Here is a 25,680-nt window from a genome sequence, read left to right on the forward strand (position 1 = left end):
TTGACGCCTGACCGTCAAGCCGGAGGCAAAAGGCTCAGGTTTCGGCGGTGCCGTCCAGAACCCGCTGGGCTTCCAGCCTGACGCGCTCGGGCGCCGTGCCGCCTATATGCTTGCGGGCGGCCACGGAGCCTTCCAGGGTCAGCACCTGATAGACGTCTTGTTCGATCAGAGCATGGAAGCCTTGCAGTTCTTCCAGGGGCAGGTCGGCCAGATCGCAGCCGCGTTCCTCGCAGGCGCGCACGGCATGGGCGACGGTTTCATGCGCATCGCGGAAGGGCACGCCCTTTTTGACCAGGTAGTCGGCCAGGTCGGTGGCGGTGGCGAAGCCTTGCAGGGCGGCGGCGCGCATGGCGTCGGCCTTGACGCGTATGCCGCCCACCATGTCCACGAAGATGGTCAGGGTGTCGCGTATGGTGTCGGCCGAATCGAACAGGCCTTCCTTGTCTTCCTGGTTGTCCTTGTTGTAGGCCAGGGGCTGGCCTTTCATCAAGGTCAGCAGGGCGATCAGGTGGCCGTTGACGCGGCCCGTCTTGCCCCGGGCCAGTTCAGGCACGTCGGGGTTCTTCTTTTGCGGCATGATGGAGCTGCCGGTGCAGAAGCGGTCGGCCAGGTCGATGAAGCCCACGCGCGGGCTCATCCACAGCACCAGTTCTTCCGACAGCCGCGAGATATGGGTCATGATCAGGGCCGCGGCCGCGCAGAACTCGATGGCGAAGTCGCGGTCGGACACGGCGTCGAGCGAATTGCGGCAGACCTCGTCGAAGCCCAGCGTGCGCGCGACGCGTTCGCGGTCGATGGGATAAGAGGTGCCGGCCAGGGCGGCGGCGCCCAGCGGCAGGCGGTTGACGCGCTTGCGGCAGTCGGCCAGGCGCTCGGCGTCGCGGCCGAACATTTCCGCATACGCCAGCAGGTGGTGGCCGAACGTGACGGGCTGGGCCACTTGCAGGTGCGTGAAGCCCGGCAGGATGGTCGACGCGTGTTCAAGTGCCAGCTCGGCCAGCTTGCCGCGCAATTGGCGCAGCAGGCCGATGGCGATGTCGATTTCGTTGCGCAGCCACAGGCGGATGTCGGTGGCGACCTGGTCGTTGCGCGAGCGCCCGGTATGCAGGCGCTTGCCGGCATCGCCGATGAGCTCCACCAGGCGTTTTTCTATGTTCAGGTGCACGTCTTCCAGGTCCAGCGACCAGACGAAGGCGCCCGAGCCGATTTCTTCCAGGATGCGGGCCATGCCTTTCTCGATGGAAGCCTTGTCATCGCCGCTGATGATGCCTATGGATTCGAGCATGTCGGCGTGGGCCAGCGAGCCCTGGATGTCGAAGGCGGCCATGCGCTGGTCGAAATCGACCGACGCGGTATAGCGCTTGACCAGATCGGATACGGGCTCGGAGAAACGGGCGGACCAGGCCTGAGCCTTGTTCGCAAACTGGTCCTGATGTTCGGGGGAAGTGTTATTTGGCATAGTGGCAAGATTATAAGGGACGGCGCTAAGTTATATTAGATGGCCCTGGAACGACAAGAGATAAAGCGGGATCGATGCAAGAACAGACTCTGCTGGCCCAATGGATGGGCGACGGCTGGATCAACCGCCACATGCCCGACACTTTGTGGGGACAGGTGGCCCTGGGGCTGGCCGTCCTGGCTGTGCTGGTCGTCATCGCCGGCTGGATCACCTCGCGCGTCCTCACCACCGTCGCCCGGCGCACCCTGACGGCGATGGGGCACGACGACTGGTCGGTGGCGCTGGCGCGCCGGCGGGTGTTCCGCAACCTCAGCTACGCGGTTCCCCTGCTGGTCATCATGTCCAACATCGGCCTGCTTCCCATCGAGGAAAAGTATGCCGACCTCATGGCGCGCATATTCCTGTGCGGCGGCATCGTCTTCTTTTTCATGGCCCTGAACGGGGTGCTGTCGGCCTGGCAGGACATCTATGCGGCCAGCACGCGGGCCCAGACCCGTTCCATCAAGGGCTACCTGGAGCTGGGCAAGATCATCTTCTGGGCCATCTGCCTGATACTGGTCATCTCCATACTGGTCAATCGCTCGCCATTGCTGATGCTCTCCGGCCTGGGCGCGCTGTCGGCGGTGCTGCTGCTGGTGTTCAAGGACACGCTGCTGTCGCTGGTGGCCAGCACGCAAATGACGTCCAACGACATGCTGCGCATCGGCGACTGGATAGAAATGCCGCAGGCGGGCGCCGACGGCTTCGTCATCGACATCGCCCTGCACACGGTCAAGGTGCAGAACTGGGACAAGACCGTCACCACCGTTCCCACCTACAAGCTGTTTTCCGAAAGCTATCGCAACTGGCGCTATATGTTCGAATCGGGCGGGCGGCGCATCAAGCGCACCCTGCGCATCGATGCCGGCACGGTCCGTTTCCTGCGCGAAGACGAAATCGCTTCCTTGAGGCGCTTTGCGCTGCTGAAGGATTACCTGGACGGCAAGCAGCAGGAACTGGATGAAAGCAATCGGGCGCTGGGCCCGCTGGCCGACCTGGAGGGCAACCGCCGGCGCCTGACCAACCTGGGCACCTTCAGGGCCTATGCCCTGGCCTACCTGCGCCAGCAGCGCGAGCTGCACCAGGACATGCTGATGATCGTGCGCATGATGGAGCCCGACTCCCAGGGCATTCCCATCGAGGTCTATTGCTTTGCCAACAACACGGCCTGGGTCGAGTACGAGCGCATCCAGGGCAATATCTTCGATCACTTGCTGGCCATCCTGCCCGAATTGTCGCTGCGCCTTTACCAGGCGCCTTCGGGAGCCGATTTCGTACGGGCCTGGGATGCGCCGGGCCGCTCGGCGGCGGCGCAGGCATCGAACGCGGACTCCGCGAACCCATGAGTGCCGGACCGTTCCACCATTTGCGGGGCGGCCGTGCGATAATTTTTCTTTATCGTGGAGTCATGCAATGAAACTAGTCGCGGCAATCATCAAGCCGTTCAAGCTGGACGAGGTGCGCGAAGCCCTGGCCGACATCGGCGTCAACGGACTGACCGTCACTGAAGTCAAGGGCTTCGGCCGCCAGAAAGGCCATACCGAGCTGTATCGGGGCGCCGAATATGTCGTCGACTTCCTGCCCAAGATACGCGTCGAGGTCGTGCTGCCCGCGGCCATGGTCGACGCGGCCATCGACGCCATCATCAAGGCGGCGTTCACCGGCAAGATCGGCGACGGCAAGATCTTTGTCACGGCGGTCGAGCAGGCCATACGCATACGCACCGGCGAAAGCGGCATCGATGCGCTCTGACTCCGCAAGGCCGGGCGCCATGTGTGCGCCGCATCCGGCAAAGGCCTGAGGCATGGCGCTGCGAGCCACCATCTTCAAGCTGGACCTGCATGTGGCCGACATGGATCGCGGCTATTACGGCAGCCATGCGCTGACGCTGGCGCGGCATCCCTCGGAAACCGACGAGCGCATGATGCTGCGCGTCCTGGCCTTTGCGCTGTATGCCGACGAAGGCCTGGCCTTCACGCGCGGGCTCAGCACCACCGACGAGCCCGCGCTTTGGCACAAGGACCTGACGGGTTCCATCCTGAACTGGATAGAGCTGGGCCATCCGGACGAGCGGCGCCTGCTGCAGGCCGGCGGCAAATCGGAGCGGGTCGTGGTGTTCTGCTACGGAGGGCACGCCAGCCAGGTCTGGTGGCAGGGCGCGCAGGCGGCTGTGGCACGCATCAGGAACCTGAGCGTGCTGTCGGTCAGTCCGGCCGCCGTCCAGGCACTGGCAGGTTTTGCTCAGCGCGCCATGACCTTGCACGTGACCATACAAGAGGGCGCCGTGCTGGTGGCTTCGGACAGCGACAGCCTGGTCGTCGAGATCGACACCTGGCGCGCGGGCTAGAGCATTTTCGGTTCAGGTGTTTACATGTTTCAAAGCGCTGCGTCGGGCAAGTGCCACGAACACTACCTCTGCGCCAAACTTGCTCTCGTACACGCGGGCGGGGTGGGGGTGAAGGCCGTTGGGCCCGCGTGGCCGGTTCGGTGCCCCGCGCGCCGAACATCGCATCGTCTTGCTCGTCCGCCCATGCGGGCTGCCTTCGCCTACGACGCGCTCGGCCCCGAAGGGCCCGCCGGCCTTCACCCCCACCCCGCCCGCTGCATCTTGGAATAGTGCCTGGCTGTTGGGGCGTCTTGGGTGCTTGGCCTTTTTGCGTTTCGTGATCTTCAGTCAGAAAGACGTTGTGCGCTCGCCCTGGCGCGGCCCGCCAGCCGGGCCGCTTGGGGCTTCGGACTGTGATCCTCGTGCTTGCTCAAACCCGACTGCGCGCTGCCATTCCAACCCAAAGGGGCCATCGTGCCAACAGTGAAACATGCCTCATTGTCGCAGTGCGGCGGGGCTCGGGTGGCGGGCCGGGCGACTTGCGAGGCCGAGCCAGTCGTACGCGAAGGCAGCCCGGACGGGCGGACGAGCAAGACGAAGCGGTGTTCGGCGCGACGGCGCCGAACCGGTCACGTGGAGCGGGCCCGCCGCCCGAGCCCCGCCGCACGTCAGAAGAAGCAAGCAGCAGTTCAAATGAACAAGCAGCTCGAATCAGTTGGCCCACTCGTTGGGCGTAAACAGATCCAACGGCCTGTCAATCTCCACCCACAAGCGGCCCACCTCCTAGCGCCTGTTAGCATTGCAGGCCCTAGATCTGTTCCAGCGACAATCCCTGCCCATAGGCCGATCTGGCGGCCAGGGGCCAGAAGTCCGGCAGGAAGCATTCGGCCACGAGCAGGGGCTGCCCGCTGCGCCAGAACACCGAGCAGCGCGCCAGCATGCTGTTGGCCGGAGGGCACTGGTCGCCCAGCATGCGGCGGGCCGACCTGTACAGCGGGCGCTGCTCGCGCAAGCGGCAGGCCAGAAAACCCGAACGCGTGATCTGGGCATCGTGATAGAGCATGTCGGCCAGCGGCCGGGTACGCAGGCGGCGCATGCCCTGCCACAGGCCGTGCGAGGCCGCCAGCGGCGTGAAGCTGCGGGCAAATACGCTGTTTACCCCATCGATGGACATGATGATCTCGCGCACCCAGACGGGGCTGCGGACCGGCCGGTCCAGCATCCAGGCTTCAGCCGGCGGCAGGCCGGCGGCATGCTCGCGGACCACCCGCAACTGCACGGAGCCAAGGCGGCGCAGGCCCGCCGTCAGGGCGCCGGGGCGGAACAACCAGTATTTTTGCTGGCGGCTGAGGGAAGGAGAGGGCGCCGCGATCCAATCGGAGTGCTGAGGTGGGTGTAATTCCATAAACCGTATTATCGCCAAAGTCATAAAATACCGCTTATGGAAAAAATACGAATTTCAAAACTGATGGCGGAGCGCGGCCTGTGCTCGCGCCGGGAAGCCGATGCCTACATCGAGCGGGGCTGGGTGAAGGTGGATGGGCGGGTGGTTTCCGAACTGGGCAGCAAGGCCTGGCCGGATCAGCAGATCACCCTGGACAGGCAGGCGCAGCGGCGCCAGACCGCTCGCGTGACCATATTGCTGAACAAGCCGGTCGGCTATGTGTCGGGCCAGGCCGAGCAGGGCTACCGGCCCGCCGTATCGTTGATCAGCGCGGCCACGCAGTACAAGGCCGACAAGTCGTCCCTGCGCTTCGAGCCGGGCCACCTGCGCGGCCTGGCTCCGGCGGGACGGCTGGATATCGATTCGCAGGGCTTGCTGATCCTGACGCAGGACGGGCGCATCGCCCGCCAGTTGATCAGCGACGATTCCGAGATCGACAAGGAATACCTGGTGCGGGTGCAGGGCAAGATAGCGGGCAACGGACTGGCGATGCTCAACCACGGCCTCTCGCTGGACGGCAAGCCCTTGAAGCGCGCGCAGGTAAGCTGGCAGAACGAGGATCAATTGCGCTTCATCCTGCAGGAAGGCAAGAAGCGGCAGATCCGGCGCATGTGCGAACAGGTCGGCCTGAAGGTGGTGGGACTGAAGCGGGTGCGCATGGGGCGCATCGTGCTGGGCGACCTGCCGCCGGGACAGTGGCGCTACCTGAAGGAAGGCGAGCGCTTTCTTTGATCCGGGCGGCGTGTTGCCGACCCCGTCTTCGCAGGGGCCGGCCGACTTCTACGACGCCTGTTGCTTCAAGGTAAAGCCCGCCCTGTCGTCCTGTTTCAGGGTTGCGCTCAGCCAGGGCAGGGTGGCGTCCAGCTCCGCATGCAGGGTCCACGGCGGATTCAGCACGAACATGCCGCTGCCGTGCAGGCCGAAGCCATCGCCCGTCGGCTTGCGCACCGTCAGGCTGGCATGCACCCAGGGCGTTTTCAGGCGTTCCAGCGAGCGGACCAGTTCCTGGACCTCGCGCCGCTGAACCAGCGGGTACCAGACGGCGAAGCAGCCGGTGGCAAAGCGCTTCAGGCCTTCATGGACCGCCTGCAGGGTTTTGCGGTAGTCCTGCTTGTCTTCGTAGGAGGGGTCGATGATGGTGATGCCGCGCCGTGGAGGGGGCGGCAATTGGCTCTTCAGGCCATCGAAACCGTCGGCCTGGTAGAGGGTCGTTTGCCTGACGGCATCCCGGCCCTGTTGTTTCAGATTCTGCCGGAGCACATCGGCTTCGGACGGGTGCATCTCGAACAATCGCAGGCGGTCCTGGTCGCGCAGGGCGCGCAAGGCCAGCCAGGGCGAGCCGGGGTAGAAGTTGGCCACGCCGTCCGGATTGAAGTGCTGCACCTCTTCCAGATAGCGTTCTATCATCGGCGGCATGGACGCGGCGCCCAGCAGCTTGTCCAGCCCGTCGACGAATTCGCCGTTCTTGAGCGCCCAGTCGCTGCGCAGATCGTAGAGCCCGGCGCCGGCGTGCGTGTCGATGACCCAGTAGGGATTGTCCTTGCGGTTGTAGTAATCCAGGATGTGGACGAATACGGCGTGCTTCAGGACATCGGCATGGTTGCCGGCGTGGAAGGCATGGCGATAGCTGAACAAAAAAGCTCCTTAAGGCTGGCGCCGCGGCGCGCCGGGCGTGCGCGCGGAATGGTCTTGCGCCATTGTATAGGCCGGCTCAGGCCAGCCAGGCGGGTGAAATGGTCTTGATTTCGTCCGTCACGATGGCGTCGCACCCCCAGTCCAGCAGTTCGCGGGCCCGCGCCGCGTCGTTCACCGTCCAGATGGCCAGCGTATAGCCGGCCTGGCGCACCGCCTGGACGATCGCCCTTGTCGTATGTTTGTGATTCAGGTTCAGGCCCACGCATTGCAGCCGTTGCGCCCGGTCGCGCCAGTCCGCCGGCACTTCTTCCTCGATCAGCAGCGCCCTGGGAAGTTCGGGCGCCTCGTTCAGGGCCGCTTCCAGTGCGGTTTCCGAAAAAGACGAAAGCAGGGGCGGCAGGTCGGCGCCGGCCCAAAGCCGGCGCGCCAGCCTGGCCACCTGCCTGCCGGTTTCGGCCTCCAGGCCGGTATGCGGTTTGATCTCGATATTGCTGCGTATGCCGTTGGCGCGGGTATAGGCCGCGATGGAATACAGGGTGGGAATGGGCTCGCCCGCGTAGTCGCGGGAATGCCAGGCCCCGAAGTCGATCTGCGCCAATTCGGCCAGGGTCTTGTCGGCCGCATTGCCCAGGCCGTTGGACGTGCGGTCCACCGCATCGTCGTGCAGCAGGATGGCGACGCCGTCGCGGCTGAGCTTGACGTCGTACTCCATCATCAGGAAACCGTGCTGGGCGCCAAGCCGCATGGCGGCCAGCGTGTTCTCGGGGGCGTAGCGGCCCGCGCCCCGATGGGCGATGAACTGGGGATAAGGCCACGCAGGCGACGGGTTGGGCATTTTCAGGTTCCAATGATTTTGGGGGCAAACAATGCCGGCATTTTATCGCCGGCTTGCGGCTTTTCCCTGCAAATTGATGCATGTGTGGTGGTAAACTGCATGAAATTTTCGTGCTCTACTCGGGTTTTTCGTAATCTTGGCGATACTTATCGCCTTTTTTGATGTAACCGTCGCGCAGCTCAAACAGGGGCTGCGTGTCAATGGGTGATTAATGTTCGATTTCATTCGTACGCATCAACGCTTGATGCAGTTGGTCCTGCTGGTGCTGATCCTGCCGTCTTTCGTCCTGATCGGCGTCAGCGGCTATACCAATTATGTGTCCGGCGATCACGATCTCGTGAAAGTGGGCAGCGCGTCCATTACGCAGCAGAATTTCGATCAGGCACGCCGCAATCAGCTGCAGCAATTGCAGCAGAACAGCCAGGGCGGCTTCGATCCCGCCGTGCTGGATAATCCCGCCGCGCGCCGGGCCCTGCTCGAGTCGCTGATCGACCGTCAGGTGCTGGTGTCGTCGGCCACCAAGGAACGCTTCAGCGTGTCCGATGCCGTGCTGCGCCAGACCATCGCCGCGATGCCGCAGTTGCAGGTCGACGGGCAGTTCTCGCCCGAGCGCTACAACGAAGTGCTGGCCTCCGTGGGCCTGACCACCCGCGATTTCGAACAGAGCCAGCGCGCCGAACTGGCGCTGGATCGCGTCCTGGGGCCGATTGCGCTGACCGCCAGCGTGCCCGCCTCGGTGGTCCAGCAACTGGAGCTTGCGCTCACCGAGCAGCGCACGGTCAGGCTGCGGGCATTTCCGGCTTCCGATTATGAAAAAGACCTGGACATCTCCGATGCCGACATCCAGGCCTGGTACGACAAGAACAAGCAAACGCTGGAATTGCCTGAACAGGTCAGCGCGCAATACCTGCTGCTCAATGAAGAAGCCGCCATGCAGAATCTGCCGGCCGTCAGCCCGGACGAACTGAAGAAATACTACGAGCAGAACAAGGCGCGCTTCGTCCAGCCGGCCCGTGTCGACATCAGCCATATCCAGGTCAACATCCCTTCGGGCGCGTCCGACGAAGACCGCAAGCAGGCGCATGCCAAGGCCGAGGAAATCCTCAAGAAGGTCCAGGCCGATACCTCGGCCTTCGCCGAAGTCGCCAAGACCCAGTCGCAGGATGCCGGCACGGCCAAGGATGGCGGCAGGCTGGGCTGGATCACGAAAGGCTCCTGGCCCGCCAATCTTGAGCAGACCATTTTCGCCCTTCAAAAAGGCGGCGTGTCGCAGGTTGTGGAAGGCCCCGGCGGCTACCACATCTTCCTGGCCAACGACGTCCAGCCTGAAAGGGGCGAGTCCTTCGACGAGGCCAAGGAAAAGATCGAAGCCGAAGTGCGCCGCCAGCTGGGCGCCGACCGCTTTGCCGACATGGCGACGCGGCTGACCAGCCTGGTGTACGACAATCCGTCCAGCCTGCAGCCGGCCGCCGATGCGCTGGGGCTTACGGTGCGTTCGGCCGCCGGCATTGCACGCGATCGCCTTTTGCCTTCCGACGAAGTCAAGGCCGATGCGGCCTCCGCCAGCCAGGATGCCGCCTTGCTCGACGACGCCCGTGTGCGCCGCGCGCTATTCACGCCTCAGGCCCTGAACGAGAAGCAGAATTCGGGCGTCATTGAGATTTCACCCGACACCATGGTTGCGGTTCGTGTGGATACGGTCACTCCCGCCCATGTTCCCGAACTGGCCCAGGTGTCCGGACACATCCGCGAGGTGCTCAAGGCCGAGCGTGCGCAGGCGGCCGCCCAGAAGGCGGGGCAGGACGCGCTGGCCGAATTGCAGAAAGCCGATCCGGCCCAAGTGCCCGAGGCATTCGGTTCGCCGCTGACCGTCAGCCGCATCAACGCGCAAGGCCTGGCCAAGCCGGTGGCCGACGCGGCGTTCGACGCGTCGACCAAGACCCTTCCGCAGTATGTGGGCGTTCAGGGTCCGCAGGGCTATGTGCTGATACGTGTCGAAGGCTTTGAGGCCGGCAAGCCGGGCAACCCGATGCTGGCTTCCCTGCCCGTCGAGCTCGATCAGGCATGGGGCCGGGCTGAAGAGCAGGCCGTCCTGAAAGCCATGCGCATCCAGGCCAACGTGCAGATACTGCCCGAAGCCGAAAAGGCGCTGTCCGGCGAAAATACGGCCCAGGACTAGGCAGCGGTCCGGACATCTTCCTCCCGCATCCGGCGGCCCTCCACGAGGGCCGCTTGGCATTCAGGGGGTCAGCATGGGTTCCAGCTGCCGCCACACATTGCGCTCAAGTAGGGCTTGCGCCTCTTCATTGGGGTGGATGCCGTCCGGCTGGAACAGGCTGCGGTCGGTGGCCATGCCTTCCAGCAGAAAGGGAACCAGCGCGGCTCCGTGCTGCTGCGCCACTTCTGGAAACAGCTGCTGGAACTGTTCGGCGTACTTGCGGCCGTAATTGGGCGGTATCTGCATGCCCACCAGCAACACCCGCGCCCGGGCTTGCCGCGCCATGTCCATCATTTCCGCCAGGTTGTCACGGGTCATCTGCAGCGACAGTCCGCGCAAGGCATCGTTGCTGCCCAGTTCGATGATGACGATGGCCGGCTGATGGCGGCGGAGCGCCTCGGGCAGGCGGGCCACGCCGCCGCTGCTGGTGTCGCCGCTGATGCTCGTATTGCGTATCTGGTAACCTTGCTGCTCGGCGTGCAGGCGCCGGGCCAGAAGTTCGACCCAGCCCGACCCACGCCGCAAGCCGTATTCGGCCGAAAGGCTGTCCCCCACGACAAGTATGGTCTTATCCTGGCCCTTGTCCGCAACGTCGGCCTGGGCGACGGCCCCCGCGAACAGAATGCCGCTCAATGCAACAACAACAGACCTCCAGCCTATCCACATGAAAAGTTCCCATTCGATCGAAGTTGAACACCTGTCCCAGAGAGTCGCCGATTCCTCCGGCGCGCTGGATATTTTAGACAATGTCAGCTTTACCGTGGACAAGGGCCAGGCGCTGGCCATCACCGGCAGCTCGGGATCGGGCAAGTCCACGCTGCTGGGCCTGTTGGCCGGGCTGGATGTGCCCAGCTCGGGCCGGGTCCGCCTGCTGGGCCATGACCTGTTCACGCTGGATGAAGAAGCGCGTGCCGCGGTGCGCGCGGCCCATGTGGGCTTTGTTTTCCAGTCCTTCCAGTTGCTGCCCAACCTGACCGCCCTGGAAAATGTGATGCTGCCGCTGGAACTGGCGGGCAAGCCGGCCACGGAGGAAGCGCGCGCCATGCTGGAACGCGTCGGCCTGAAGGACCGCCTGCATCATTATCCGCGGACGCTCTCCGGCGGAGAGCAGCAACGGGTCTCGCTTGCGCGGGCTTTCGTGGTCCGGCCCAGCGTGCTGTTCGCCGATGAACCCACCGGCAGCCTGGACACCCAGAATGGCGCGCGCATCATCGAGCTGATGTTCGACCTGCACCGCGAACTGAATACGACGCTGATACTGGTCACGCACGACCCGCAACTGGCGGCCCTGTGCCAGCGCGAGCTGAGGCTGTCGGGCGGCCGAGTGGCGGCCGCTCCCTGATTACATCTTCATGTTCCTGGGCAGCCAGGTGGCGATCTCGGGCGCAATATAAATGAGCAGCACGCCCACGATCGTCAAGAGGAACATCGGCAGCGATACGCGCGCCAGGTAGGGCAGTTCTTTTTTTGTCATGCCCGACAGCACGAAAAGGTTGAAACCCACCGGCGGCGTGATCTGCGCCATCTCGATGACGAAGACCAGGAAGATGCCGAACCAGATCAGGTCGATGCCGGCGGCGTTGACCGTGGGCAGCAGCACGCCCATGGTCAGCACGACGATGGAAATGCCGTCCAGGAAGCAGCCCAGGACGACGTAGAACACCATCAGGGCGACGATCAGCCCGAACTGCGAGAGTCCCAGCGAAGCGATCCATTCCGCCAGGGCGCGCGGCAGGCCTATATAGCCCATGGACAGCGTCAGGAACTGCGCGCCGGCCAGGATGAGGGCGATCATGCAGTACAGGCGGGTGGCGCCCATCAGGGATTCCTTGAACACCTTCCAGCTGAGCGAGCCCTGGGTCAGGGACAGTATCAAGGCGCCCACGACGCCCACGGCAGCCGCTTCGGTGGCGGTCGCGAAGCCGGTATAGATGGTGCCCAGCACGACGGCGATCAGGATGACGACGGGAATCAGGTGGCGCGACTCGTGGATTTTCTGCGCGAAGCTGAGCGTCCGGTCGGCTTCGGGAATCTGGCCGGGATGCAGCAGCGACCAGATGGCGATATAGCCCATGAAAAGCGCCGCCAGCAGCATGCCCGGAAAGATGCCGGCGATGAACAGCTTCGAAATGGAGACGTCGGCCGCCACCCCGTACACGATCATGATGATGGATGGAGGAATCAGCAGGCCCAGCGTGCCTGCGCCCGCCAGCGTGCCGATGATCTGGTCCTGGGGATAGCCCCGCCGGGTGAGCTCCGGTATGGTCATCTTGCCTATCGTGGCGCATGTGGCCGCCGACGAGCCCGACACGGCGGCAAAGATCGCGCAACCCACGACATTGGTGTGCAGCAGGCGGCCGGGAATGCGGTCCAGCCACGGCGCAAGCCCCTTGAACAGGTCCTGCGACAGGCGCGAGCGGAACAGGATCTCACCCATCCACAGGAACAGCGGCAGCGCCGTCAGGGTCCAGCTGGATGCGGCCCCCCATATCGTGATGGCCATGGCATCGCCCGCCGGGCGGCTGGAGAACAGCTCCATGCCCAGCCAGGCCGTGCCCGCCAGCGTCAGGCCTACCCACACCCCGCAGGCCAGGAAGCCAAAGATGGAGACCACCAGCAGGAAAATGACCAGAGCTTCATTCATAGTGGGTTTCTTCAGCGTGCTTGGTTTCGGGGATGCCTTTGCAGCGCCTTATGGTCTCGTCGACGACGGCGATGAAGAAGATGAAGGTGCCGACCGCCATGGCGACCTGCGGAATCCATAAGGGAGTGGCGTCGTCGCTGGTGGAAATGTCGTTGTACGCGTAGGAGTCGAGCACCAGCTTGCCGCTGAACCAGCACAGGTTGGCGGCGATGACGCAGGCGACCAGCAAGGCGAAGATGTCGAGCCGCAGGCTGCCCTTGCCCGGCAAGGCCGACAGCAGCAGGGTGACCCGTATGTGCTCGCCGCTCTTGAAGGTGTGGGCCAGCGCCAGGAAGCCGGCGGCGGCCATGGAGTAGCCCGCGTAGGCATCCAGGCCGCCGATGTGGACACCCAGCTGGCGGGTAGCGATGGACATCACCACCGCCACCAGCACGCCGACCGTGAAAATGGCGGCCAGGCCGCCGGATACCAGGTATAGGCTGTCGAGGAAACGACGCATGCTTTACTTGTTTGCGCGGAAGGAGTCGATGACTTTCTGGCCGTCGGGGCCGGCGCGCTTGACCCATTCGCCCAGCATGGTTTCACCGACCTTGTCCAGTCCCTTCATGAGCTCGTCGCTGGGCTTGATGATTTCCATGCCGTTCTTGGCCAGGTTGTCCAGATACCACTGGGTTTTTTCCTTGGACACGGCCCAGCCGCGCTTTTCGGCTTCCTCGGCGGCCTTGAGCACGGCTTTCTTGCTTTTGTCGTCAAGCTTGTCGAAGGCCTTCTGGTTCACGATCACCGCATTCTTGGGCAGCCAGGCCTGGGTGTCGTAGAACTTCTTGATGTATTCGTAGGTCTTGGTGTCCCAGCCCGTGGAGCCCGAGGTCATGAATGCGTCGACCACGCCGGTCGCCATGGCCTGCGACAGCTCGGACTGCTGGATGGTGACCGGCTGCGCGCCCACCAGCTCGGCGATGCGGGCGGTGACCGGGCTGTAGGCGCGCCATTTCACGCCTTTCAGGTCCTCGACCTTCTGGATGTCTTTATTGGCGAAGATGCCCTGGGGAGGCCAGGCCACGGTGTACAGCAAGGTCATGCCCTGGCTGGCCAGCTTTTTGTTGAGCAGGTCTTTCTGGGCCTGGTACAGCTTCCAGGCGGCGTCATAGCCGGTGGCCAGGAAGGGCAGGCCGTCCAGCGCATAAATGGGGTCTTCGTTGGCGTAGTTCGTAAGCAGGATTTCGCCGATCTGCGCCTGGTTGCCCTGGACCGCGCGCTTGATCTCGGGTGCCTTGTACAGGGACGCATTGCTGTGCAGGGTGATGTCCAGCTCGCCGCCCGAGAGCTCCTTGACGTCTTTCACGAACTGTTCCAGGTTCTGCGTGTGCAGGTTGGACGCGGGGTAGGCGCTGGGTAGATCCCATTTGGTGGCGGCCTGCGCGTTGACGGCAAAAGCGGCGGCGCATGTGGCGGTCAGCAAAGCGAGCGATTTTTTCATTGAACTATCCTTTGATCGGAAATGCCTGAGGAAACACACACGGGCCGGGATGGGCCCCCTGCATAGCTGCCCGATTGTAGTGTGGGAGGTGTCCGCATAGACCGGCCCGGCTTCAATTTAGGGGTAATTCCTAGTGGGAAACAGGGGCGTTTGCGCGGCGGCGGCGAACCGGAGTTTAATGGCTTTCTTTTATGCTTGAACCAAGCGGCTGAAGGCGGCCGAGGCCGACCCCGCCGCGTGTTGCCGCGGGGCGGCGACAAGGAGATTTTTGATGGCGAAGTGGCAGTTCTGGGTCGATCGCGGCGGCACCTTTACGGACATCGTGGCCTTGAGCCCCGATGGGCGGATTTCCAGTTGCAAGCTCCTGTCCGAGAACCCGGAGCATTATCGCGACGCGGCGGTTGCCGGCATCAGGCAGTGTCTGGGCGTGGCGGCCGGCCAAGCTGTGCCGGCGCAACAGGTGGGCTGCGTCAAGATGGGGACGACGGTCGCCACCAATGCATTGCTGGAGCGCAAGGGCGAACGCACGGCCTTGGTCACGACACGCGGGTTTCGCGATGCCTTGCGCATCGCCTACCAGAACCGTCCGCGCCTGTTCGACCGGCGTATCGTGCTACCCGAGATGTTGTACGAACAGGTCGTTGAAATCGATGAGCGCGCCGATGCCGATGGACAGGTCGTCAAGCCGCTGGACCTTGAGGCCGTGCGCGGGCAACTGGCCCGGATCCATGCCCAGGGCATACGCGCCGTGGCCATCGTGTTCATGCATGCCTGGCGGCGGGCCGACCATGAAGCCCAGGTGGCGCAACTGGCCCGGGACATGGGCTTTACACAGGTATCGGCCTCGCACGAGGTCAGTCCGCTGATCAAGTTCGTGTCGCGCGGCGACACCACGGTGGTCGATGCCTATCTGTCGCCCATATTGCAGCGCTATGTCAGCCAGGTGGCCGGCGAGCTGCCCGGCGTGCCCTTGCTGTTCATGCAGTCCAGCGGCGGCCTGACGCACGCCGACCGGTTTCGCGGGAAGGACGCCATCCTGTCGGGCCCGGCGGGCGGCATCGTCGGAATGGCGCGCACCAGCGAGCGGGCGGGCTTCGACAAAGTCATCGGCTTTGACATGGGGGGCACGTCCACCGACGTTTCCCACTACGCGGGCCGCTTCGAGCGCGAATTCGAAACGCAGGTGGCGGGCGTGCGCATGCGCGCGCCCATGATGAGCATACATACCGTCGCGGCGGGGGGCGGCTCCATCTTGCATTTCGACGGAGCCCGCCTGCGCGTGGGGCCCGATTCGGCGGGCGCCAATCCCGGCCCGGCCAGCTACCGCCGCGGCGGGCCGCTGACGGTCACCGACTGCAATGTGATGCTGGGCAAGATACAGCCCGATTTCTTTCCCCATGTCTTCGGCCCGGGAGCCAACGAGGCGCTGGATGCCGACGCGGTGCGGCGGCAGTTCGAAGCGATGGCGCGGGATGTGGAACAGGCCACCGGCAACAGCCTGGCGCCCGAAGCGCTCGCCGAGGGATTCCTGTCCATTGCCGTGGGCAATATGGCGGAAGCCATCAAGCGGATTTCGGTGCAGCAGGGGCATGACGTCACCGCCTACGTGCTGACCGTCTTCGGCGGCGCGGGCGGGCAGCACGCCTGCCTGGTCGCCGACGCGCTGGGCATGACGCGCATCTTCTCACATCCTTATGGCGGCGTGCTGTCGGCCTACGGCATGGGGCTGGCCGACCAGATCGAGATACGCCAGCAAACGGTCGAGAAGGTCCTGGAGCCCGGATTGCTGCCCGTGCTGGATGAATACCGCGACCAGTTGGGCGCGCAGGCGGCGCAGGAGCTGTACGGACAGAACGGCGGGGGCGATGCCGCCCGGCTCGCCTGCCGCGTCCACCTGAAGTACGAAGGCACCGACACGGCGCTGGAGGTCGCGCTGAAGGATACCGTCCCGGCCATGCAGGCCGCGTTCGAGGATATCTATCGCCAGCGCTATTCCTTTCTGATGCGCCAGCGGCGTCTGGTGGTTGAATCCATTTCCGTGGAGGCCAGCCTGCCGGGCGATGCGCCGCGGGAAGCGCCCGCCGCCGGCGCGCAAAGGGCGGGCCCGCCCCGGGCCAGGGCGATGCGCGCCATGTTCAGCGGCGGGCAGTGGCGGGACACGCCGGTCTACGACAGGATGGGTCTGCAGGCCGGCGACGAAATCGATGGGCCCGCCATCATTTCCGAGCCCAACCAGACCATCGTGGTCGAGCCCGATTGGCGTGCCGTGCTGACGGCCGGGGATCACTGGGTGATTACGCGCAGTAAACCGCTCGCGGCGCAGGGCGGGGTCGATTCCAGCGTCAATCCCATCATGCTCGAAGTCTTCAACAATCTGTTCATGTCCATTGCCGACCAGATGGGCCTGCGCCTGCAGAACACGGCCTATTCCGTGAACATCAAGGAGAGGCTGGATTTTTCCTGCGCCATATTCGATGTCGAGGGCAATCTGATTGCCAACGCGCCGCACATGCCCGTGCATCTGGGCTCCATGAGCGAATCCATCAAGACGGTCATGCGCGAGAACACCGGACGCATGCAGGCCGGCGACGCCTACGTGGTGAACGACCCTTATCACGGCGGCACGCATCTGCCCGACGTCACCGTCATTACGCCGGTGTTCGACCGGGCCGGCGAGCATCTGTTGTTTTTCGTCGGATCGCGCGGCCACCACGCCGACATCGGCGGCCTGACACCGGGCTCCATGCCGCCGGATTCGCGCACGGTGGACGACGAGGGCGTCTTGTTCACCAACTTCCAGCTGGTTCGCGGCGGCGAATTCCGTGAAGACGAGGCGCGCGCCATCCTGGCCTCGGGCGCCTGGCCGGCACGCAATCCGGACCAGAACCTGGCCGACCTGCGCGCCCAGATCGCGGCCAATGAGAAGGGCGTGCGCGAATTGCTCGCCATGTGCGACCAGTTCGGCCTGGATGTGGTCAATGCCTATATGCGCCACGTGCAGGACAATGCCGAAGAGGCCGTGCGCAAGGTCATCACCCAGCTGAGCGACGGCGGCTTCGACTATGCGCTGGATAACGGCGCCCGCATAAAAGTGGCCATCAAGGTCAACCGGGAAGACCGGAGCGCCACCATCGACTTCACCGGCACGTCGCCTCAGCTGGACAACAACTTCAATGCGCCGGCCTCGATTGCGGTCGCCGCCGTCCTGTATGTGTTCCGCAGCCTGGTGGATGACGACATTCCCCTGAACGCGGGTTGCCTGAAGCCGCTGCAGATCATCGTGCCGCCCAGCTCGATGCTGAATCCCGATCCGCCCGCCGCGGTCGTGGCCGGCAATGTGGAAACGTCGATGTGCATCGTCAATGCCTTGTATGGCGCGCTGGGCGTGCTGGCCGCCAGCCAGGGCACCATGAACAACTTCACCTTCGGGAACCGGCAATATCAATATTATGAAACCATCTCCGGCGGCACGGGGGCCGGTCCCGAGCGCATCGGCGTGCCTTTCGACCAGGCCGGTGGCTTCGCGGGCACCTCGGTCGTGCAGGCCCACATGACCAATTCAAGGCTGACCGATCCCGAAGTGCTGGAGCTGCGCTTCCCCGTCCGCCTGGAGTCCTACGAGATCCGCAAGGGCTCGGGCGGGGCGGGGCGCTGGCCGGGCGGCGACGGCGGGGTGCGCAAGGTCCGCTTCCTGCAGGGCATGACGGCCGCCATCCTGTCCAATAACCGCGTCCATCCGCCGCAGGGGCTGGCGGGCGGGCAGCCCGGCGCGCTGGGCCTGAATTATGTGGAGCGGGCCGACGGCAGCGTATCCATGCTGGGGCCGCAGGACAGCACCGAATTGCAGCCCGGCGATCTGTTCGTCGTGGAAACGCCCGGAGGCGGAGGATACGGGCCGGCGTAGGAAGGCGGCGGCCCGCCATGAGGCTTTCGGCCCCTTGGGGACTCGCGCCGCAACCGAACGCCGTGGCGGCGCAAGGTAGAATCATGGTGGACGCTTTCGGGCGGTGTCGATCAGCAGCGGGAAGCATATATGCGGCGTGTCGCGGTACTTTTCATTCTTGGTTTTTTCTGGCCGGCCCTTGCTTTCGGGCAGGGCTATATGGCGCGCCTGCTGCACCATCCGGTGCCGGGCGGCGTGGCGGTCGTTCCCCTGGGTGCGGGCGATGCGGCGCCCCGCGCCTTCCTCGGCAAGGACAGGGTCATGGTCCTGCGCGACAGCGACGGGCAATGGATCGCCGTGGTCGGCATCGACCTGAAGACCGGCACAGGCAGGCAGGCGCTTCGGGTCGAAGGCGGCACGCAGGGAGACCGCTCTTTCCAGGTCGGCGGCAAGCAGTACAAATCGCAGCACATCACCCTGAAGAACAAGAGCCAGGTCAATCCGGACCCTGAGCAGGTCCGGCGCTACGAGCGCGAATACAAGGAACAGATCGATGCCTATCGCCGGTTCCGCGATGCCGGGCCCAGCAATGTTTCCCTTGACCGGCCTGTGAACGGGCGCCTGTCCAGTCCCTTCGGTTTAAGGCGGTTCTTCAACGGCCAGGAGCGCAATCCCCATTCGGGACTGGATTTCGCCGTGCCGGCGGGCACGCCGGTCAAGGCGCCCGCCGATGGGGTGGTGACCATCGTGGCCGATTATTTCTTCAACGGCAAGACGGTATTCATCGACCATGGGCAGGGCTTCATCACCATGTATTGCCACCTGTCGGCATTCCAGGTCCATGAAGGCCAGCCGGTAAGGCGCGGCGACGTCATCGGCAAAGTGGGCGCCACGGGCCGGGCGACGGGGCCGCATCTGCATTGGAACGTCAGCCTGAACAACGCGCGCGTCGACCCTGCCATCTTCATCAATGCCTTCCAGCCCTGAGTCGATCGCATGAAGCCAGGATCTTATATGCGCTGCGGCGTCGGCGCGCAGGCGGGCTCCCACTCATGAAGCCGGCCGTTTTTCGAGGCCTGGCCGACAGCCTGTCGATCGCCGTCGGCTATGTGCCCGTCGCCATCTCTTTCGGCCTGGCCGCCGTGTATGCCGATATTCCACCCTTCATGGCGGTGTTGACCTCCATCCTGGTTTATGCCGGGGCCAGCCAGTTCATACTGGTCAGCCTGATCGCCGGCGGCGGGGCGGCGGCCAGCATCGTCGGGATCGTGCTGCTGATGAACCTGCGCCATCTGTTCTACGGTCCCGCGTTGATGGCCAGGTTCGAGGGCGAACGGCGCCTGCCGCTGATTGCGATGGCCGCGGGCCTGACGGATGAAGTCTTCGCCACGGCCATCGGCAAGCTCGAGCGCCTGCCGCAAGCCCAACGCGAGGGATGGTATGTGGGCCTGCAACTGGGCGCCTATCTGTCCTGGGTGGGAGGCACGGCGGTGGGAGCGTATTTCGGTCATGACTGGGTGCGCGGTTCGGCCATCCTGTCGCAGACCCTGGGCTTCGTGCTGCCCGCCTTGTTCTTTGCCCTGCTGCTGGAAATCAAGCAACTGGTTCCCCTGAAGGTGCTGGCCGGCGCGGCGGGGGCCACGCTGCTGGGGCTGTGGCTGCTGCCTTCATATGGCGCCATCGTGCTGGGCATGCTGGCCGGGGCCTGGCTGGCGGGGCGGCGATGAAGGGGACAGGCTTGTTCTGGGTCATAGCCCTTTGCGGCGCCGGCACGCTGCTGATCCGCCTCTTGCCCATGATCTGGCAGGACAAGGGCATACGGAAGGCGGCGGGGCAAGGCGGCTTGCGCCGCGCGCTGGATGCCATAGGGCCCTCGGCCATCGTGGCGCTGCTGGCGGTGTCCTTCTGGGGCATGATCGCGCCGCAAGCTTCTTTGCAGGCCGTGGCCCCCATCGTTGCGGGCCTGGCGGGCGTGTGGCTGGGCAAGAGGCTGCTGCATACCATCGCCTGGGCGACCCTGGCCGGCGTGGCGGCCTATGGCCTGAGCTTGTGGGCATTGGGCGCGGTGGCCGTCTGACCCGGCTAGCCTTTCAGGCGGACGATTTTCTGCACCTGCGGCACGTGCCGTATGGCCCGTATCACCTGGGCCAGGTGCTTGCGGCTGTCGACCTGGACGGTAAGGTGCAGCAGGCCCGTGGAGGCGGCGTCGTCCTGCATGGTCAGGTGCATGATGTTGGAGTCCGCCTCGGTGATCTCGGCGGCCAGGCGGCCCAATACGCCGCGCTCGTTGATGACGGTGACGTCCAGGCGCGTGGACAGGTGGCGGGCGGTATTGCTGTCCCACATCACCGGTATCCAGCGCTCGGGTTCGCGCGCCCGAGCGCGCTGCGCGACGGCGCATTCTTCCATGTGGACGACCAGGCCATGCCCCAGGCGGATGCCGCCTATGATGGCGTCGCCCGGCAGCGGCCCGCAGCAGGGCGCCAGCTGAACCGCCTGTCCTTCGTTGCCATGGATGAGTATGGGGGTGCTGCTGGTCGAGGTGAGCTCGTCGACCGCCGCCGCCGTGGTGGCCAGTATGGCGTTTTCCGGGGCGAAGCGCCGGGCGACCACCGCGGCCAGCCGTTTCCCCAGGCCGATGTCGGCCAGGATTTCCTCGCGCGAGCTGGCGCCCGAGCTTTTCGCCAGTTTTTCCCATTCCGGGTCGTCTTCGGCCGGATGGGGCAGATGCAGCTGATCGAAGGCCTGGTTGAGCAGGCGCTGGCCGAAGGCGATGGACTCTTCGTACTTGACGGTGCGCAGATAGTGGCGGATCTCGGACCGGGCCCGCCCCGTGCGCACGTAATTGAGCCATTGGGCGCTGGGGCGGGAGGCGGGCGAGGTGATGATCTCGACGGCATCGCCGCTTTTCAGTTCGCTGCGCAAGGGGGCGAATTCGCCATTGATCTTCGCGGCCACGGCCTGGTTGCCGATGTCGGTGTGGATGGTATAGGCGAAGTCGACCGGCGTTGCCCCGCGCGGCAGGGAGAGGATCTTGCCCTGGGGCGTGAAGACGTAGACGGCGTCGGGAAACAGGTCGACCTTGACGTGCTCCAGGAATTCGCCCGAATCTCCGGTCTGGCTCTGGATGTCGAGCAGGGACTGCAGCCACTGATGGGTGCGCTTCTGCAGGTCGTTGAGCGTGACGTCGTCGTCTTTGTATAGCCAGTGCGAGGCCACCCCTTCTTCGGCGATATGGTCCATGTCGCGGGTGCGGAACTGGAACTCGACCGGCGTGCCGTAAGGGCCTACCAGCGTCGTGTGCAGCGACTGGTAGCCATTGAGCTTGGGGATGGCGATGTAGTCCTTGAACTTGCCGGGCACCGGCCGGTAGAGCTGATGCAGCGTGCCCAGCGCCAGGTAGCACTCGGGCAGGGTATGGACGATGACGCGGAATCCGTAAATGTCCAGCACGTCGGAAAACGACTTTTTCTGCTCGGCCATTTTCGTGTAGATGCTGTACAGCGATTTTTCACGGCCGCTGACCTCGGCCTCGATGCCGGCGGCGGGCAGCGCCACCCTGACGGCGTCGGATATCTTGCCCAATACTTCGCGGCGATTGCCGCGGGCCGCCATCATGGCCTTGTGCAGCACTTGATAGCGGTTAGGGTGGATGGCCTGAAAGCACAGATCCTGGAGCTCGCGGAACAGAGCGTTCAGGCCCAGCCGGTGGGCGATGGGCGTGTAGATTTCCAGCGTTTCGCGGGCGATGCGCCGCCGCTTTTCGGGGCTGACCGCGCCCAGGGTGCGCATATTGTGCAGGCGATCGGCCAGCTTGATGAGAATGACGCGCACGTCGCGCGCCATGGCCAGGAGCATCTTGCGAAAGCTCTCGGCCTGTTGCTCAGCCTTGGTGGCGAACTCAAGCCTGTCCAGCTTGGACAGGCCGTCGACGATTTCGGAAACATCGGCGCCGAATTTCTCGGCCAGTTCCTGCTTGCTGACTCCCTGGTCTTCGATGACGTCGTGCAGCAGCGCCGCCATCAGCGAATCGGCGTCCAGCTTCCAGCCGGCGCAGATCTCGGTGACGGTGATGGGATGGGAGATATAAGGTTCGCCGCTGGCCCGGAATTGCCCCAGGTGGGCCTGATCGGCAAAACGGTAGGCTTCCTTGATGCGCTCGACGTCTTTGGGGTCGAGATAAAGACTGATGATCTTGGTGAGCGGCGCCAGCGAGGCGATGGTGTTGGGCGGCGTTTCGGCGCCGGGCAGGGCGGCCGGTGTCTTGGGGGACTTGCGCCTGCGCAGCCTGGGGCCCTTTTTGAGGACCGCCAGCAGGCCGGAGGAAGCACCGCGAAGACCGGAAAACGCCATGAGCCGCCCCGCGGAAAATCAGGTTGGGACTTTGCGCAGCATTTCCAGGCCGGTCACACCGGCGGCAATTTCGCGTAGGGCGGTGACGGTGGGCTTGTCTTTGCTGTCCAGGCGAGGCTCGTGGCCTTGCGCCAGTTCGCGGGCGCGATAGGTGGCTGCCAGGGTCAGATTGAAGCGATTGGGGACTTTCTCGAGGCAGTCTTCAACGGTAATGCGGGCCATTTTTAACCTATAGGTGTGGGGTTGGACGAGTCAGGCGACAGTTTTACTGATGCCCAGTTGACTAAAGAGCTCGGCATTGCGCGCCGCCTGCGTGCCGTAACGCAAGCGGGTGGCGGCCAGGATTTGGCCCAATTGCAGCAGTGCGGTGCTAAATTCTTGATTAATAATAACATATTGGCACTCCGAAGCATGCGACATTTCGCTGCCCGCGGCCAGCAGCCGGCGTGAAATCACGTGGGGCGCATCCTGCCCGCGCTTGGTCAGGCGGGCTTCCAGCGCCTCGATGGAAGGCGGCAATATGAATATGCCTATGGCCTGGGGATAGTGCTCGCGCACCTGGCGGGCGCCCTGCCAGTCGATCTCGAGCAATACGTCCTTGCCCTGGTGCAGCGCCTCGTCGATGCGATCGCGGGGGGTGCCGTAGAAATTGCCATGGACTTCCGCCCATTCCAGCAACGCGTTCTGGCGGCGCAGCGTTTCGAATTGCTCGTGGCTGACGAAGCGATAGTGCTTGCCGGCTTCTTCGCCGGGCCGCGGGGCGCGGGTGGTGCAGGAAATGGACAGGACCACGGACGGATCATCGGCCAGCAAGGCGTTGACCAAGCTGGATTTGCCCGCGCCGCTGGGCGCGACGACCATGAAAATATTGCCGGAATAAGACGACATGATTAGTGGATAGTAACAAATGAGAGCGGGAAGAATAGCAAATTCCCGTCCCGTTTTTGCCCGGGCACCGGTTTCTTGGCAAAAAAAGAGGCTTCCCGCCAGCGTCGATCGGTCTAATTGAACCGGGTGGGAAGGCCTGGATGGAGATCCGGATTCTGGCCCAGTTCCTCCAGCGTGTTCCTGAAGGCGGCTTCGTCGGCGCACAGGAAAACAGCGGCGTCGCCCGGGTTCATGTTGAAGGCGATGTCCTGGATTTGTTCGCGGGCCTGGCCGGGGTCGCCGATGGCGGCCACGTGCACGTCGCCGTCCTGTTCGAATTGTTCCCTGGGCACGAAATCGGCGACGCGCTCCAGATCGGGCTCGCTTACTACCACATAGGCACGAAAGTGCAGTTCTTCGATGGTGACATCGAGGACGGCGCCCTGTTCCAGGGTGTCAACGAGGCGGCTCTGGGGATAGGTGCTCATGCGGGGCGGGCAGCTTGGCTGTTCTGAATGAAAAAGTCGTGATATTGGCGGGAGGCAGGTTGGCCCAGACGATTTTCGAACTGGTTTGCTGCGCCTGCATGTGCCTGCGCCATTTGGGGCTACGCAGATTGTACGTGAATTGAACGGCTACCCCATCCTCGTGCAGCAGTTGCTGCCACTGCTGAAGAATGGATTGCGTCATGGGCTCGGGCAGGGAGCACAAGGGCAGGCTGGACACGATGGCGTGAATCCGGCTCCCCTGGGGCACCAGTCGGCTGAGGTCGGCGGCATTGCCTTGCACTACATTGACGTGAGGAAAGCGCTTGCGCAGCCGCTGGACGAAGGGGCTGGAAAACTCCACCACCATCAGGCGTTCGGGCGGAATGCCGTGATTCAGCAGCGCCTGGGTGATGGCGCCGGTGCCGCCACCCAGCTCGATGACCAGGCCCTTGTCGTTATGGGGAACCTGCCTGGCCATATGCCGGGCCAGGTAGCGCGAACTTGGACAGATGGCGCCGATAATGCCCGGCCTGGAGCAAAGCTCCTGTAAAAAAAGGCCTGGCGCCATGTTCTTAAGATAGTCGGACACCCGCCCGACGCGCCCAAGCCCGAGTACCCGATGCATCATACGACTCCGTCCTGTTCAAGTTTGCGTTACGTTAACAGCAGAATCAGCACAGCGAATGACGAAATGTAATACCAAAATAGGCGTAGGCTAGTCGGAAGTTCCGCAAGGCGAGCGCGTTGCGGAAGTATATCGTTTCCACTTAAAAAAAGATGCAGCGTATGGGCCGGGGAAGCCCGGCTTCCCCGCGCGGGCGGACCGGTCCAGACGGTTCAGTTCGGGGCCTTCCGCTCGAAGTCCAATGTTGCGATGACGGGCGTGTGGTCCGAGGGCTGTTCATTGGCGCGCGGCGCCTTGTCGACGACGCAGCCGCTGCAATAGGGGAGCAGGGCTTCCGAAAGCAGGACATGATCGATGCGCAGGCCCGCGTTGCGCCGGAAGGCGAAACGGCGGTAGTCCCACCAGGTAAAGCTTTTCTCGGGCTGCTCGAACTGGCGGAAGGCATCGGTCAGGCCGAGCTCCAGCAGCGCGGAGAATGCTGCGCGCTCGGGTTCGGAAACCAGCACGTCGCCCACCCATTTCGCGGGGTCGTGCACGTCCTCGTCGGCCGGGGCCACGTTGTAGTCGCCCAGTATGGCCAGGCGCGGAAATCGTGCCAGTTCTTCGCGCAGCCAGTCGCGCAAGGCCTGGAACCATCTGAGCTTGTATTCATATTTCTCGCTGGCCAGGGCCTGCCCATTGGGGCAATAGGCGCTGATGACACGTATGTCGCCAATGGGGCTGGCCAGCGTCGTGGCGATGATGCGTTGCTGGTGGTCGTCGAAACCCGGTATGTTGCGCTGCACCTCAAGGCATTCCTGCGGCGCGATGACCGCCACCCCGTTATAGGTCTTCTGACCGGCCCATTGCGCCTGGTAGCCGATTTCCCGGAAGGCGTCCAGTGGAAACTTGTCGTCGGCCAGCTTCAATTCCTGCAGGCACAGAGCCTGTACGCGATTCTGTTCCAGCCATTCCAGGACTTGCGGCAAGCGCACTTTAAGGGAGTTGACATTCCATGTGGCGAGCTTCATACGGCTTCCGTTTTGTGTAAGTTATTGACGTAATTGGATTTAATCCGCTTTATAGGGTACCCTAATAGAGTACGGGGGCGCACGGGGCGCCCTTTGTAATGCATTAAGGAGAATCAGCATGTCAAGCAAAAAGCCGACTGCAAAGAAGCAGCCTTTCGTGATCGAACCGCTGAACTGGGTGGCTCCGGACACCGCCCGCGACGAGTCCGAAAAGCGGGGCGAAGACGCCAAGCAGGGTGTTCCCGCGAAAGAGGCTCAAGGCTAGGGGCTAAGGGTTTCTCCTGGGCTGACCGGACACGGCAGGACGCAAGTTCCTGCCGTGTTTCATTTCAAGGCTGGATGATAGCGCGTTAATATTGCCTGTTGGCCTTCAA

25 protein-coding genes are annotated in these 25,680 nt (G+C 63.9%); 11 read left to right on the forward strand and 14 right to left on the reverse strand.

The window, feature by feature from the left end; translation table 11 throughout:
• Nucleotides 1-34: 34 nt before the first annotated feature.
• On the reverse strand, nucleotides 35-1,459 hold the full coding sequence (gene argH, locus OEG81_RS08395; protein ID WP_264132272.1) for an argininosuccinate lyase: 1,425 nt from the start codon (nucleotides 1,457-1,459) through the stop codon (nucleotides 35-37).
• Between the two features lie 74 nt (nucleotides 1,460-1,533).
• Between argH and OEG81_RS08400 the strand changes: the two genes are divergently transcribed.
• The 3 genes from OEG81_RS08400 to OEG81_RS08410 all read left to right on the forward strand — a co-directional run bounded on the left by OEG81_RS08400 (nucleotide 1,534) and on the right by OEG81_RS08410 (nucleotide 3,845).
• Nucleotides 1,534-2,844: a mechanosensitive ion channel family protein gene (locus OEG81_RS08400; RefSeq protein WP_412034124.1), complete on the forward strand. Its 1,311-nt coding sequence runs from the start codon at nucleotides 1,534-1,536 to the stop codon at nucleotides 2,842-2,844.
• Nucleotides 2,845-2,911: 67 nt separating this feature from the next.
• Nucleotides 2,912-3,250, forward strand: a complete 339-nt coding sequence (locus OEG81_RS08405) for a P-II family nitrogen regulator (RefSeq protein ID WP_180069597.1) — start codon at nucleotides 2,912-2,914, stop codon at nucleotides 3,248-3,250.
• Nucleotides 3,251-3,302: 52 nt separating this feature from the next.
• On the forward strand, nucleotides 3,303-3,845 hold the full coding sequence (locus OEG81_RS08410; RefSeq protein ID WP_264132273.1) for a YaeQ family protein: 543 nt from the start codon (nucleotides 3,303-3,305) through the stop codon (nucleotides 3,843-3,845).
• A 787-nt stretch (nucleotides 3,846-4,632) separates the two neighbouring features.
• On the opposite strand, the gene OEG81_RS08415 is transcribed toward OEG81_RS08410, so the two are convergent.
• Nucleotides 4,633-5,229 (reverse strand): chorismate--pyruvate lyase family protein, encoded by a 597-nt coding sequence (locus OEG81_RS08415; RefSeq protein WP_264132274.1) that lies wholly within the window; start codon nucleotides 5,227-5,229, stop codon nucleotides 4,633-4,635.
• A gap of 36 nt (nucleotides 5,230-5,265) precedes the next feature.
• On the opposite strand from OEG81_RS08415, the gene OEG81_RS08420 reads away from it, so the two are divergent.
• Entirely contained in the window at nucleotides 5,266-6,000 is a 735-nt protein-coding gene (locus OEG81_RS08420; protein WP_264132275.1) for a pseudouridine synthase, read from the forward strand.
• 48 nt (nucleotides 6,001-6,048) lie between these two features.
• Here OEG81_RS08420 and OEG81_RS08425 read toward each other — a convergent pair whose 3' ends face one another.
• Both OEG81_RS08425 and ugpQ read right to left on the reverse strand, forming a co-directional pair.
• Nucleotides 6,049-6,903, reverse strand: coding sequence for a 23S rRNA (adenine(2030)-N(6))-methyltransferase RlmJ (locus tag OEG81_RS08425; protein ID WP_264132276.1), 855 nt, complete (start codon nucleotides 6,901-6,903; stop codon nucleotides 6,049-6,051).
• A 76-nt stretch (nucleotides 6,904-6,979) separates the two neighbouring features.
• Nucleotides 6,980-7,738 carry a glycerophosphodiester phosphodiesterase gene (gene ugpQ / locus OEG81_RS08430; RefSeq protein ID WP_264132278.1) on the reverse strand — a complete coding sequence of 253 codons (759 nt, stop codon included), beginning with the start codon at nucleotides 7,736-7,738 and terminating at the stop codon, nucleotides 6,980-6,982.
• 211 nt (nucleotides 7,739-7,949) lie between these two features.
• Here ugpQ and OEG81_RS08435 point away from each other — a divergent pair, with 211 nt between their 5' ends.
• Nucleotides 7,950-9,917, forward strand: a complete 1,968-nt coding sequence (locus OEG81_RS08435) for a SurA N-terminal domain-containing protein (RefSeq protein WP_264132279.1) — start codon at nucleotides 7,950-7,952, stop codon at nucleotides 9,915-9,917.
• Nucleotides 9,918-9,977: 60 nt separating this feature from the next.
• Here OEG81_RS08435 and OEG81_RS08440 read toward each other — a convergent pair whose 3' ends face one another.
• Nucleotides 9,978-10,622: an arylesterase gene (locus OEG81_RS08440; protein ID WP_264132280.1), complete on the reverse strand. Its 645-nt coding sequence runs from the start codon at nucleotides 10,620-10,622 to the stop codon at nucleotides 9,978-9,980.
• On the opposite strand from OEG81_RS08440, the gene OEG81_RS08445 reads away from it, so the two are divergent.
• On the forward strand, nucleotides 10,621-11,298 hold the full coding sequence (locus OEG81_RS08445; RefSeq protein ID WP_264132281.1) for an ABC transporter ATP-binding protein: 678 nt from the start codon (nucleotides 10,621-10,623) through the stop codon (nucleotides 11,296-11,298). The two genes, OEG81_RS08440 and OEG81_RS08445, sit on opposite strands and share 2 nt — an antisense overlap.
• Here OEG81_RS08445 and OEG81_RS08450 read toward each other — a convergent pair whose 3' ends face one another.
• Genes OEG81_RS08450 through OEG81_RS08460 form a run of 3 tightly spaced genes read right to left on the reverse strand, consistent with a single transcriptional unit; the run spans nucleotide 11,299 to nucleotide 14,080 of the window.
• Nucleotides 11,299-12,600 carry a TRAP transporter large permease gene (locus tag OEG81_RS08450; RefSeq protein WP_264132282.1) on the reverse strand — a complete coding sequence of 434 codons (1,302 nt, stop codon included), beginning with the start codon at nucleotides 12,598-12,600 and terminating at the stop codon, nucleotides 11,299-11,301.
• Entirely contained in the window at nucleotides 12,593-13,099 is a 507-nt protein-coding gene (locus OEG81_RS08455) for a TRAP transporter small permease (RefSeq protein ID WP_264132283.1), read from the reverse strand. Before OEG81_RS08455 ends, OEG81_RS08450 begins: the two co-directional genes overlap by 8 nt.
• Before the next feature lie 3 nt (nucleotides 13,100-13,102).
• Nucleotides 13,103-14,080 (reverse strand): TRAP transporter substrate-binding protein, encoded by a 978-nt coding sequence (locus OEG81_RS08460; RefSeq protein WP_264132284.1) that lies wholly within the window; start codon nucleotides 14,078-14,080, stop codon nucleotides 13,103-13,105.
• Between the two features lie 271 nt (nucleotides 14,081-14,351).
• On the opposite strand from OEG81_RS08460, the gene OEG81_RS08465 reads away from it, so the two are divergent.
• The 4 genes from OEG81_RS08465 (at nucleotide 14,352) to OEG81_RS08480 (ending at nucleotide 20,040) form a co-directional block, all read left to right on the forward strand.
• Nucleotides 14,352-17,984, forward strand: a complete 3,633-nt coding sequence (locus tag OEG81_RS08465; RefSeq protein ID WP_264132285.1) for a hydantoinase B/oxoprolinase family protein — start codon at nucleotides 14,352-14,354, stop codon at nucleotides 17,982-17,984.
• A 129-nt stretch (nucleotides 17,985-18,113) separates the two neighbouring features.
• Entirely contained in the window at nucleotides 18,114-18,950 is an 837-nt protein-coding gene (locus OEG81_RS08470; protein WP_264132287.1) for a peptidoglycan DD-metalloendopeptidase family protein, read from the forward strand.
• 65 nt (nucleotides 18,951-19,015) lie between these two features.
• Complete coding sequence (locus OEG81_RS08475; RefSeq protein WP_264132288.1) at nucleotides 19,016-19,690, forward strand: AzlC family ABC transporter permease; 675 nt, start codon at nucleotides 19,016-19,018, stop codon at nucleotides 19,688-19,690.
• 11 nt (nucleotides 19,691-19,701) lie between these two features.
• Nucleotides 19,702-20,040, forward strand: a complete 339-nt coding sequence (locus OEG81_RS08480; protein WP_264132289.1) for an AzlD domain-containing protein — start codon at nucleotides 19,702-19,704, stop codon at nucleotides 20,038-20,040.
• A gap of 5 nt (nucleotides 20,041-20,045) precedes the next feature.
• Here the strand turns inward: OEG81_RS08480 and OEG81_RS08485 are convergent, their stop codons facing one another.
• From OEG81_RS08485 to xth, 6 genes are all read right to left on the reverse strand, one after another.
• Nucleotides 20,046-22,316: a RelA/SpoT family protein gene (locus tag OEG81_RS08485; protein ID WP_264132290.1), complete on the reverse strand. Its 2,271-nt coding sequence runs from the start codon at nucleotides 22,314-22,316 to the stop codon at nucleotides 20,046-20,048.
• Nucleotides 22,317-22,334: 18 nt separating this feature from the next.
• Entirely contained in the window at nucleotides 22,335-22,538 is a 204-nt protein-coding gene (gene rpoZ / locus OEG81_RS08490) for a DNA-directed RNA polymerase subunit omega (RefSeq protein WP_264132291.1), read from the reverse strand.
• A 30-nt stretch (nucleotides 22,539-22,568) separates the two neighbouring features.
• Nucleotides 22,569-23,204: a guanylate kinase gene (gene gmk / locus OEG81_RS08495; protein WP_264132292.1), complete on the reverse strand. Its 636-nt coding sequence runs from the start codon at nucleotides 23,202-23,204 to the stop codon at nucleotides 22,569-22,571.
• Nucleotides 23,205-23,317: 113 nt separating this feature from the next.
• On the reverse strand, nucleotides 23,318-23,671 hold the full coding sequence (locus OEG81_RS08500; RefSeq protein WP_264132293.1) for a hypothetical protein: 354 nt from the start codon (nucleotides 23,669-23,671) through the stop codon (nucleotides 23,318-23,320).
• Nucleotides 23,640-24,239: a class I SAM-dependent methyltransferase gene (locus OEG81_RS08505; RefSeq protein ID WP_264132542.1), complete on the reverse strand. Its 600-nt coding sequence runs from the start codon at nucleotides 24,237-24,239 to the stop codon at nucleotides 23,640-23,642. Before OEG81_RS08505 ends, OEG81_RS08500 begins: the two co-directional genes overlap by 32 nt.
• Nucleotides 24,240-24,508: 269 nt before the next feature.
• Nucleotides 24,509-25,306: an exodeoxyribonuclease III gene (gene xth / locus OEG81_RS08510; protein ID WP_264132294.1), complete on the reverse strand. Its 798-nt coding sequence runs from the start codon at nucleotides 25,304-25,306 to the stop codon at nucleotides 24,509-24,511.
• Between the two features lie 118 nt (nucleotides 25,307-25,424).
• Here xth and OEG81_RS08515 point away from each other — a divergent pair, with 118 nt between their 5' ends.
• Complete coding sequence (locus OEG81_RS08515; protein WP_264132295.1) at nucleotides 25,425-25,571, forward strand: hypothetical protein; 147 nt, start codon at nucleotides 25,425-25,427, stop codon at nucleotides 25,569-25,571.
• Nucleotides 25,572-25,680 lie beyond the last annotated feature (109 nt).

It is taken from the genome of Pollutimonas sp. M17 (genome assembly GCF_025836975.1).
Taxonomy (GTDB): Bacteria; Pseudomonadota; Gammaproteobacteria; order Burkholderiales; family Burkholderiaceae_B.

What these genes read in the sequence shown, in the direction of transcription:
- argH (WP_264132272.1), bottom strand. Translation starts at nt 1,459, where the DNA reads ATGCCAAATAACACTTCCCCCGAACATCAGGACCAGTTTGCGAACAAG.
- OEG81_RS08400 (WP_412034124.1), top strand. Translation starts at nt 1,534, where the DNA reads ATGCAAGAACAGACTCTGCTGGCCCAATGGATGGGCGACGGCTGGATC.
- OEG81_RS08405 (WP_180069597.1), top strand. Translation starts at nt 2,912, where the DNA reads ATGAAACTAGTCGCGGCAATCATCAAGCCGTTCAAGCTGGACGAGGTG.
- OEG81_RS08410 (WP_264132273.1), top strand. Translation starts at nt 3,303, where the DNA reads ATGGCGCTGCGAGCCACCATCTTCAAGCTGGACCTGCATGTGGCCGAC.
- OEG81_RS08415 (WP_264132274.1), bottom strand. Translation starts at nt 5,229, where the DNA reads ATGGAATTACACCCACCTCAGCACTCCGATTGGATCGCGGCGCCCTCT.
- OEG81_RS08420 (WP_264132275.1), top strand. Translation starts at nt 5,266, where the DNA reads ATGGAAAAAATACGAATTTCAAAACTGATGGCGGAGCGCGGCCTGTGC.
- ugpQ (WP_264132278.1), bottom strand. Translation starts at nt 7,738, where the DNA reads ATGCCCAACCCGTCGCCTGCGTGGCCTTATCCCCAGTTCATCGCCCAT.
- OEG81_RS08435 (WP_264132279.1), top strand. Translation starts at nt 7,950, where the DNA reads ATGTTCGATTTCATTCGTACGCATCAACGCTTGATGCAGTTGGTCCTG.
- OEG81_RS08445 (WP_264132281.1), top strand. Translation starts at nt 10,621, where the DNA reads ATGAAAAGTTCCCATTCGATCGAAGTTGAACACCTGTCCCAGAGAGTC.
- OEG81_RS08440 (WP_264132280.1), bottom strand. Translation starts at nt 10,622, where the DNA reads ATGTGGATAGGCTGGAGGTCTGTTGTTGTTGCATTGAGCGGCATTCTG.
- OEG81_RS08450 (WP_264132282.1), bottom strand. Translation starts at nt 12,600, where the DNA reads ATGAATGAAGCTCTGGTCATTTTCCTGCTGGTGGTCTCCATCTTTGGC.
- OEG81_RS08455 (WP_264132283.1), bottom strand. Translation starts at nt 13,099, where the DNA reads ATGCGTCGTTTCCTCGACAGCCTATACCTGGTATCCGGCGGCCTGGCC.
- OEG81_RS08460 (WP_264132284.1), bottom strand. Translation starts at nt 14,080, where the DNA reads ATGAAAAAATCGCTCGCTTTGCTGACCGCCACATGCGCCGCCGCTTTT.
- OEG81_RS08465 (WP_264132285.1), top strand. Translation starts at nt 14,352, where the DNA reads ATGGCGAAGTGGCAGTTCTGGGTCGATCGCGGCGGCACCTTTACGGAC.
- OEG81_RS08470 (WP_264132287.1), top strand. Translation starts at nt 18,114, where the DNA reads ATGCGGCGTGTCGCGGTACTTTTCATTCTTGGTTTTTTCTGGCCGGCC.
- OEG81_RS08475 (WP_264132288.1), top strand. Translation starts at nt 19,016, where the DNA reads ATGAAGCCGGCCGTTTTTCGAGGCCTGGCCGACAGCCTGTCGATCGCC.
- OEG81_RS08485 (WP_264132290.1), bottom strand. Translation starts at nt 22,316, where the DNA reads ATGGCGTTTTCCGGTCTTCGCGGTGCTTCCTCCGGCCTGCTGGCGGTC.
- rpoZ (WP_264132291.1), bottom strand. Translation starts at nt 22,538, where the DNA reads ATGGCCCGCATTACCGTTGAAGACTGCCTCGAGAAAGTCCCCAATCGC.
- gmk (WP_264132292.1), bottom strand. Translation starts at nt 23,204, where the DNA reads ATGTCGTCTTATTCCGGCAATATTTTCATGGTCGTCGCGCCCAGCGGC.
- OEG81_RS08500 (WP_264132293.1), bottom strand. Translation starts at nt 23,671, where the DNA reads ATGAGCACCTATCCCCAGAGCCGCCTCGTTGACACCCTGGAACAGGGC.
- OEG81_RS08505 (WP_264132542.1), bottom strand. Translation starts at nt 24,239, where the DNA reads ATGGCGCCAGGCCTTTTTTTACAGGAGCTTTGCTCCAGGCCGGGCATT.
- xth (WP_264132294.1), bottom strand. Translation starts at nt 25,306, where the DNA reads ATGAAGCTCGCCACATGGAATGTCAACTCCCTTAAAGTGCGCTTGCCG.
- OEG81_RS08515 (WP_264132295.1), top strand. Translation starts at nt 25,425, where the DNA reads ATGTCAAGCAAAAAGCCGACTGCAAAGAAGCAGCCTTTCGTGATCGAA.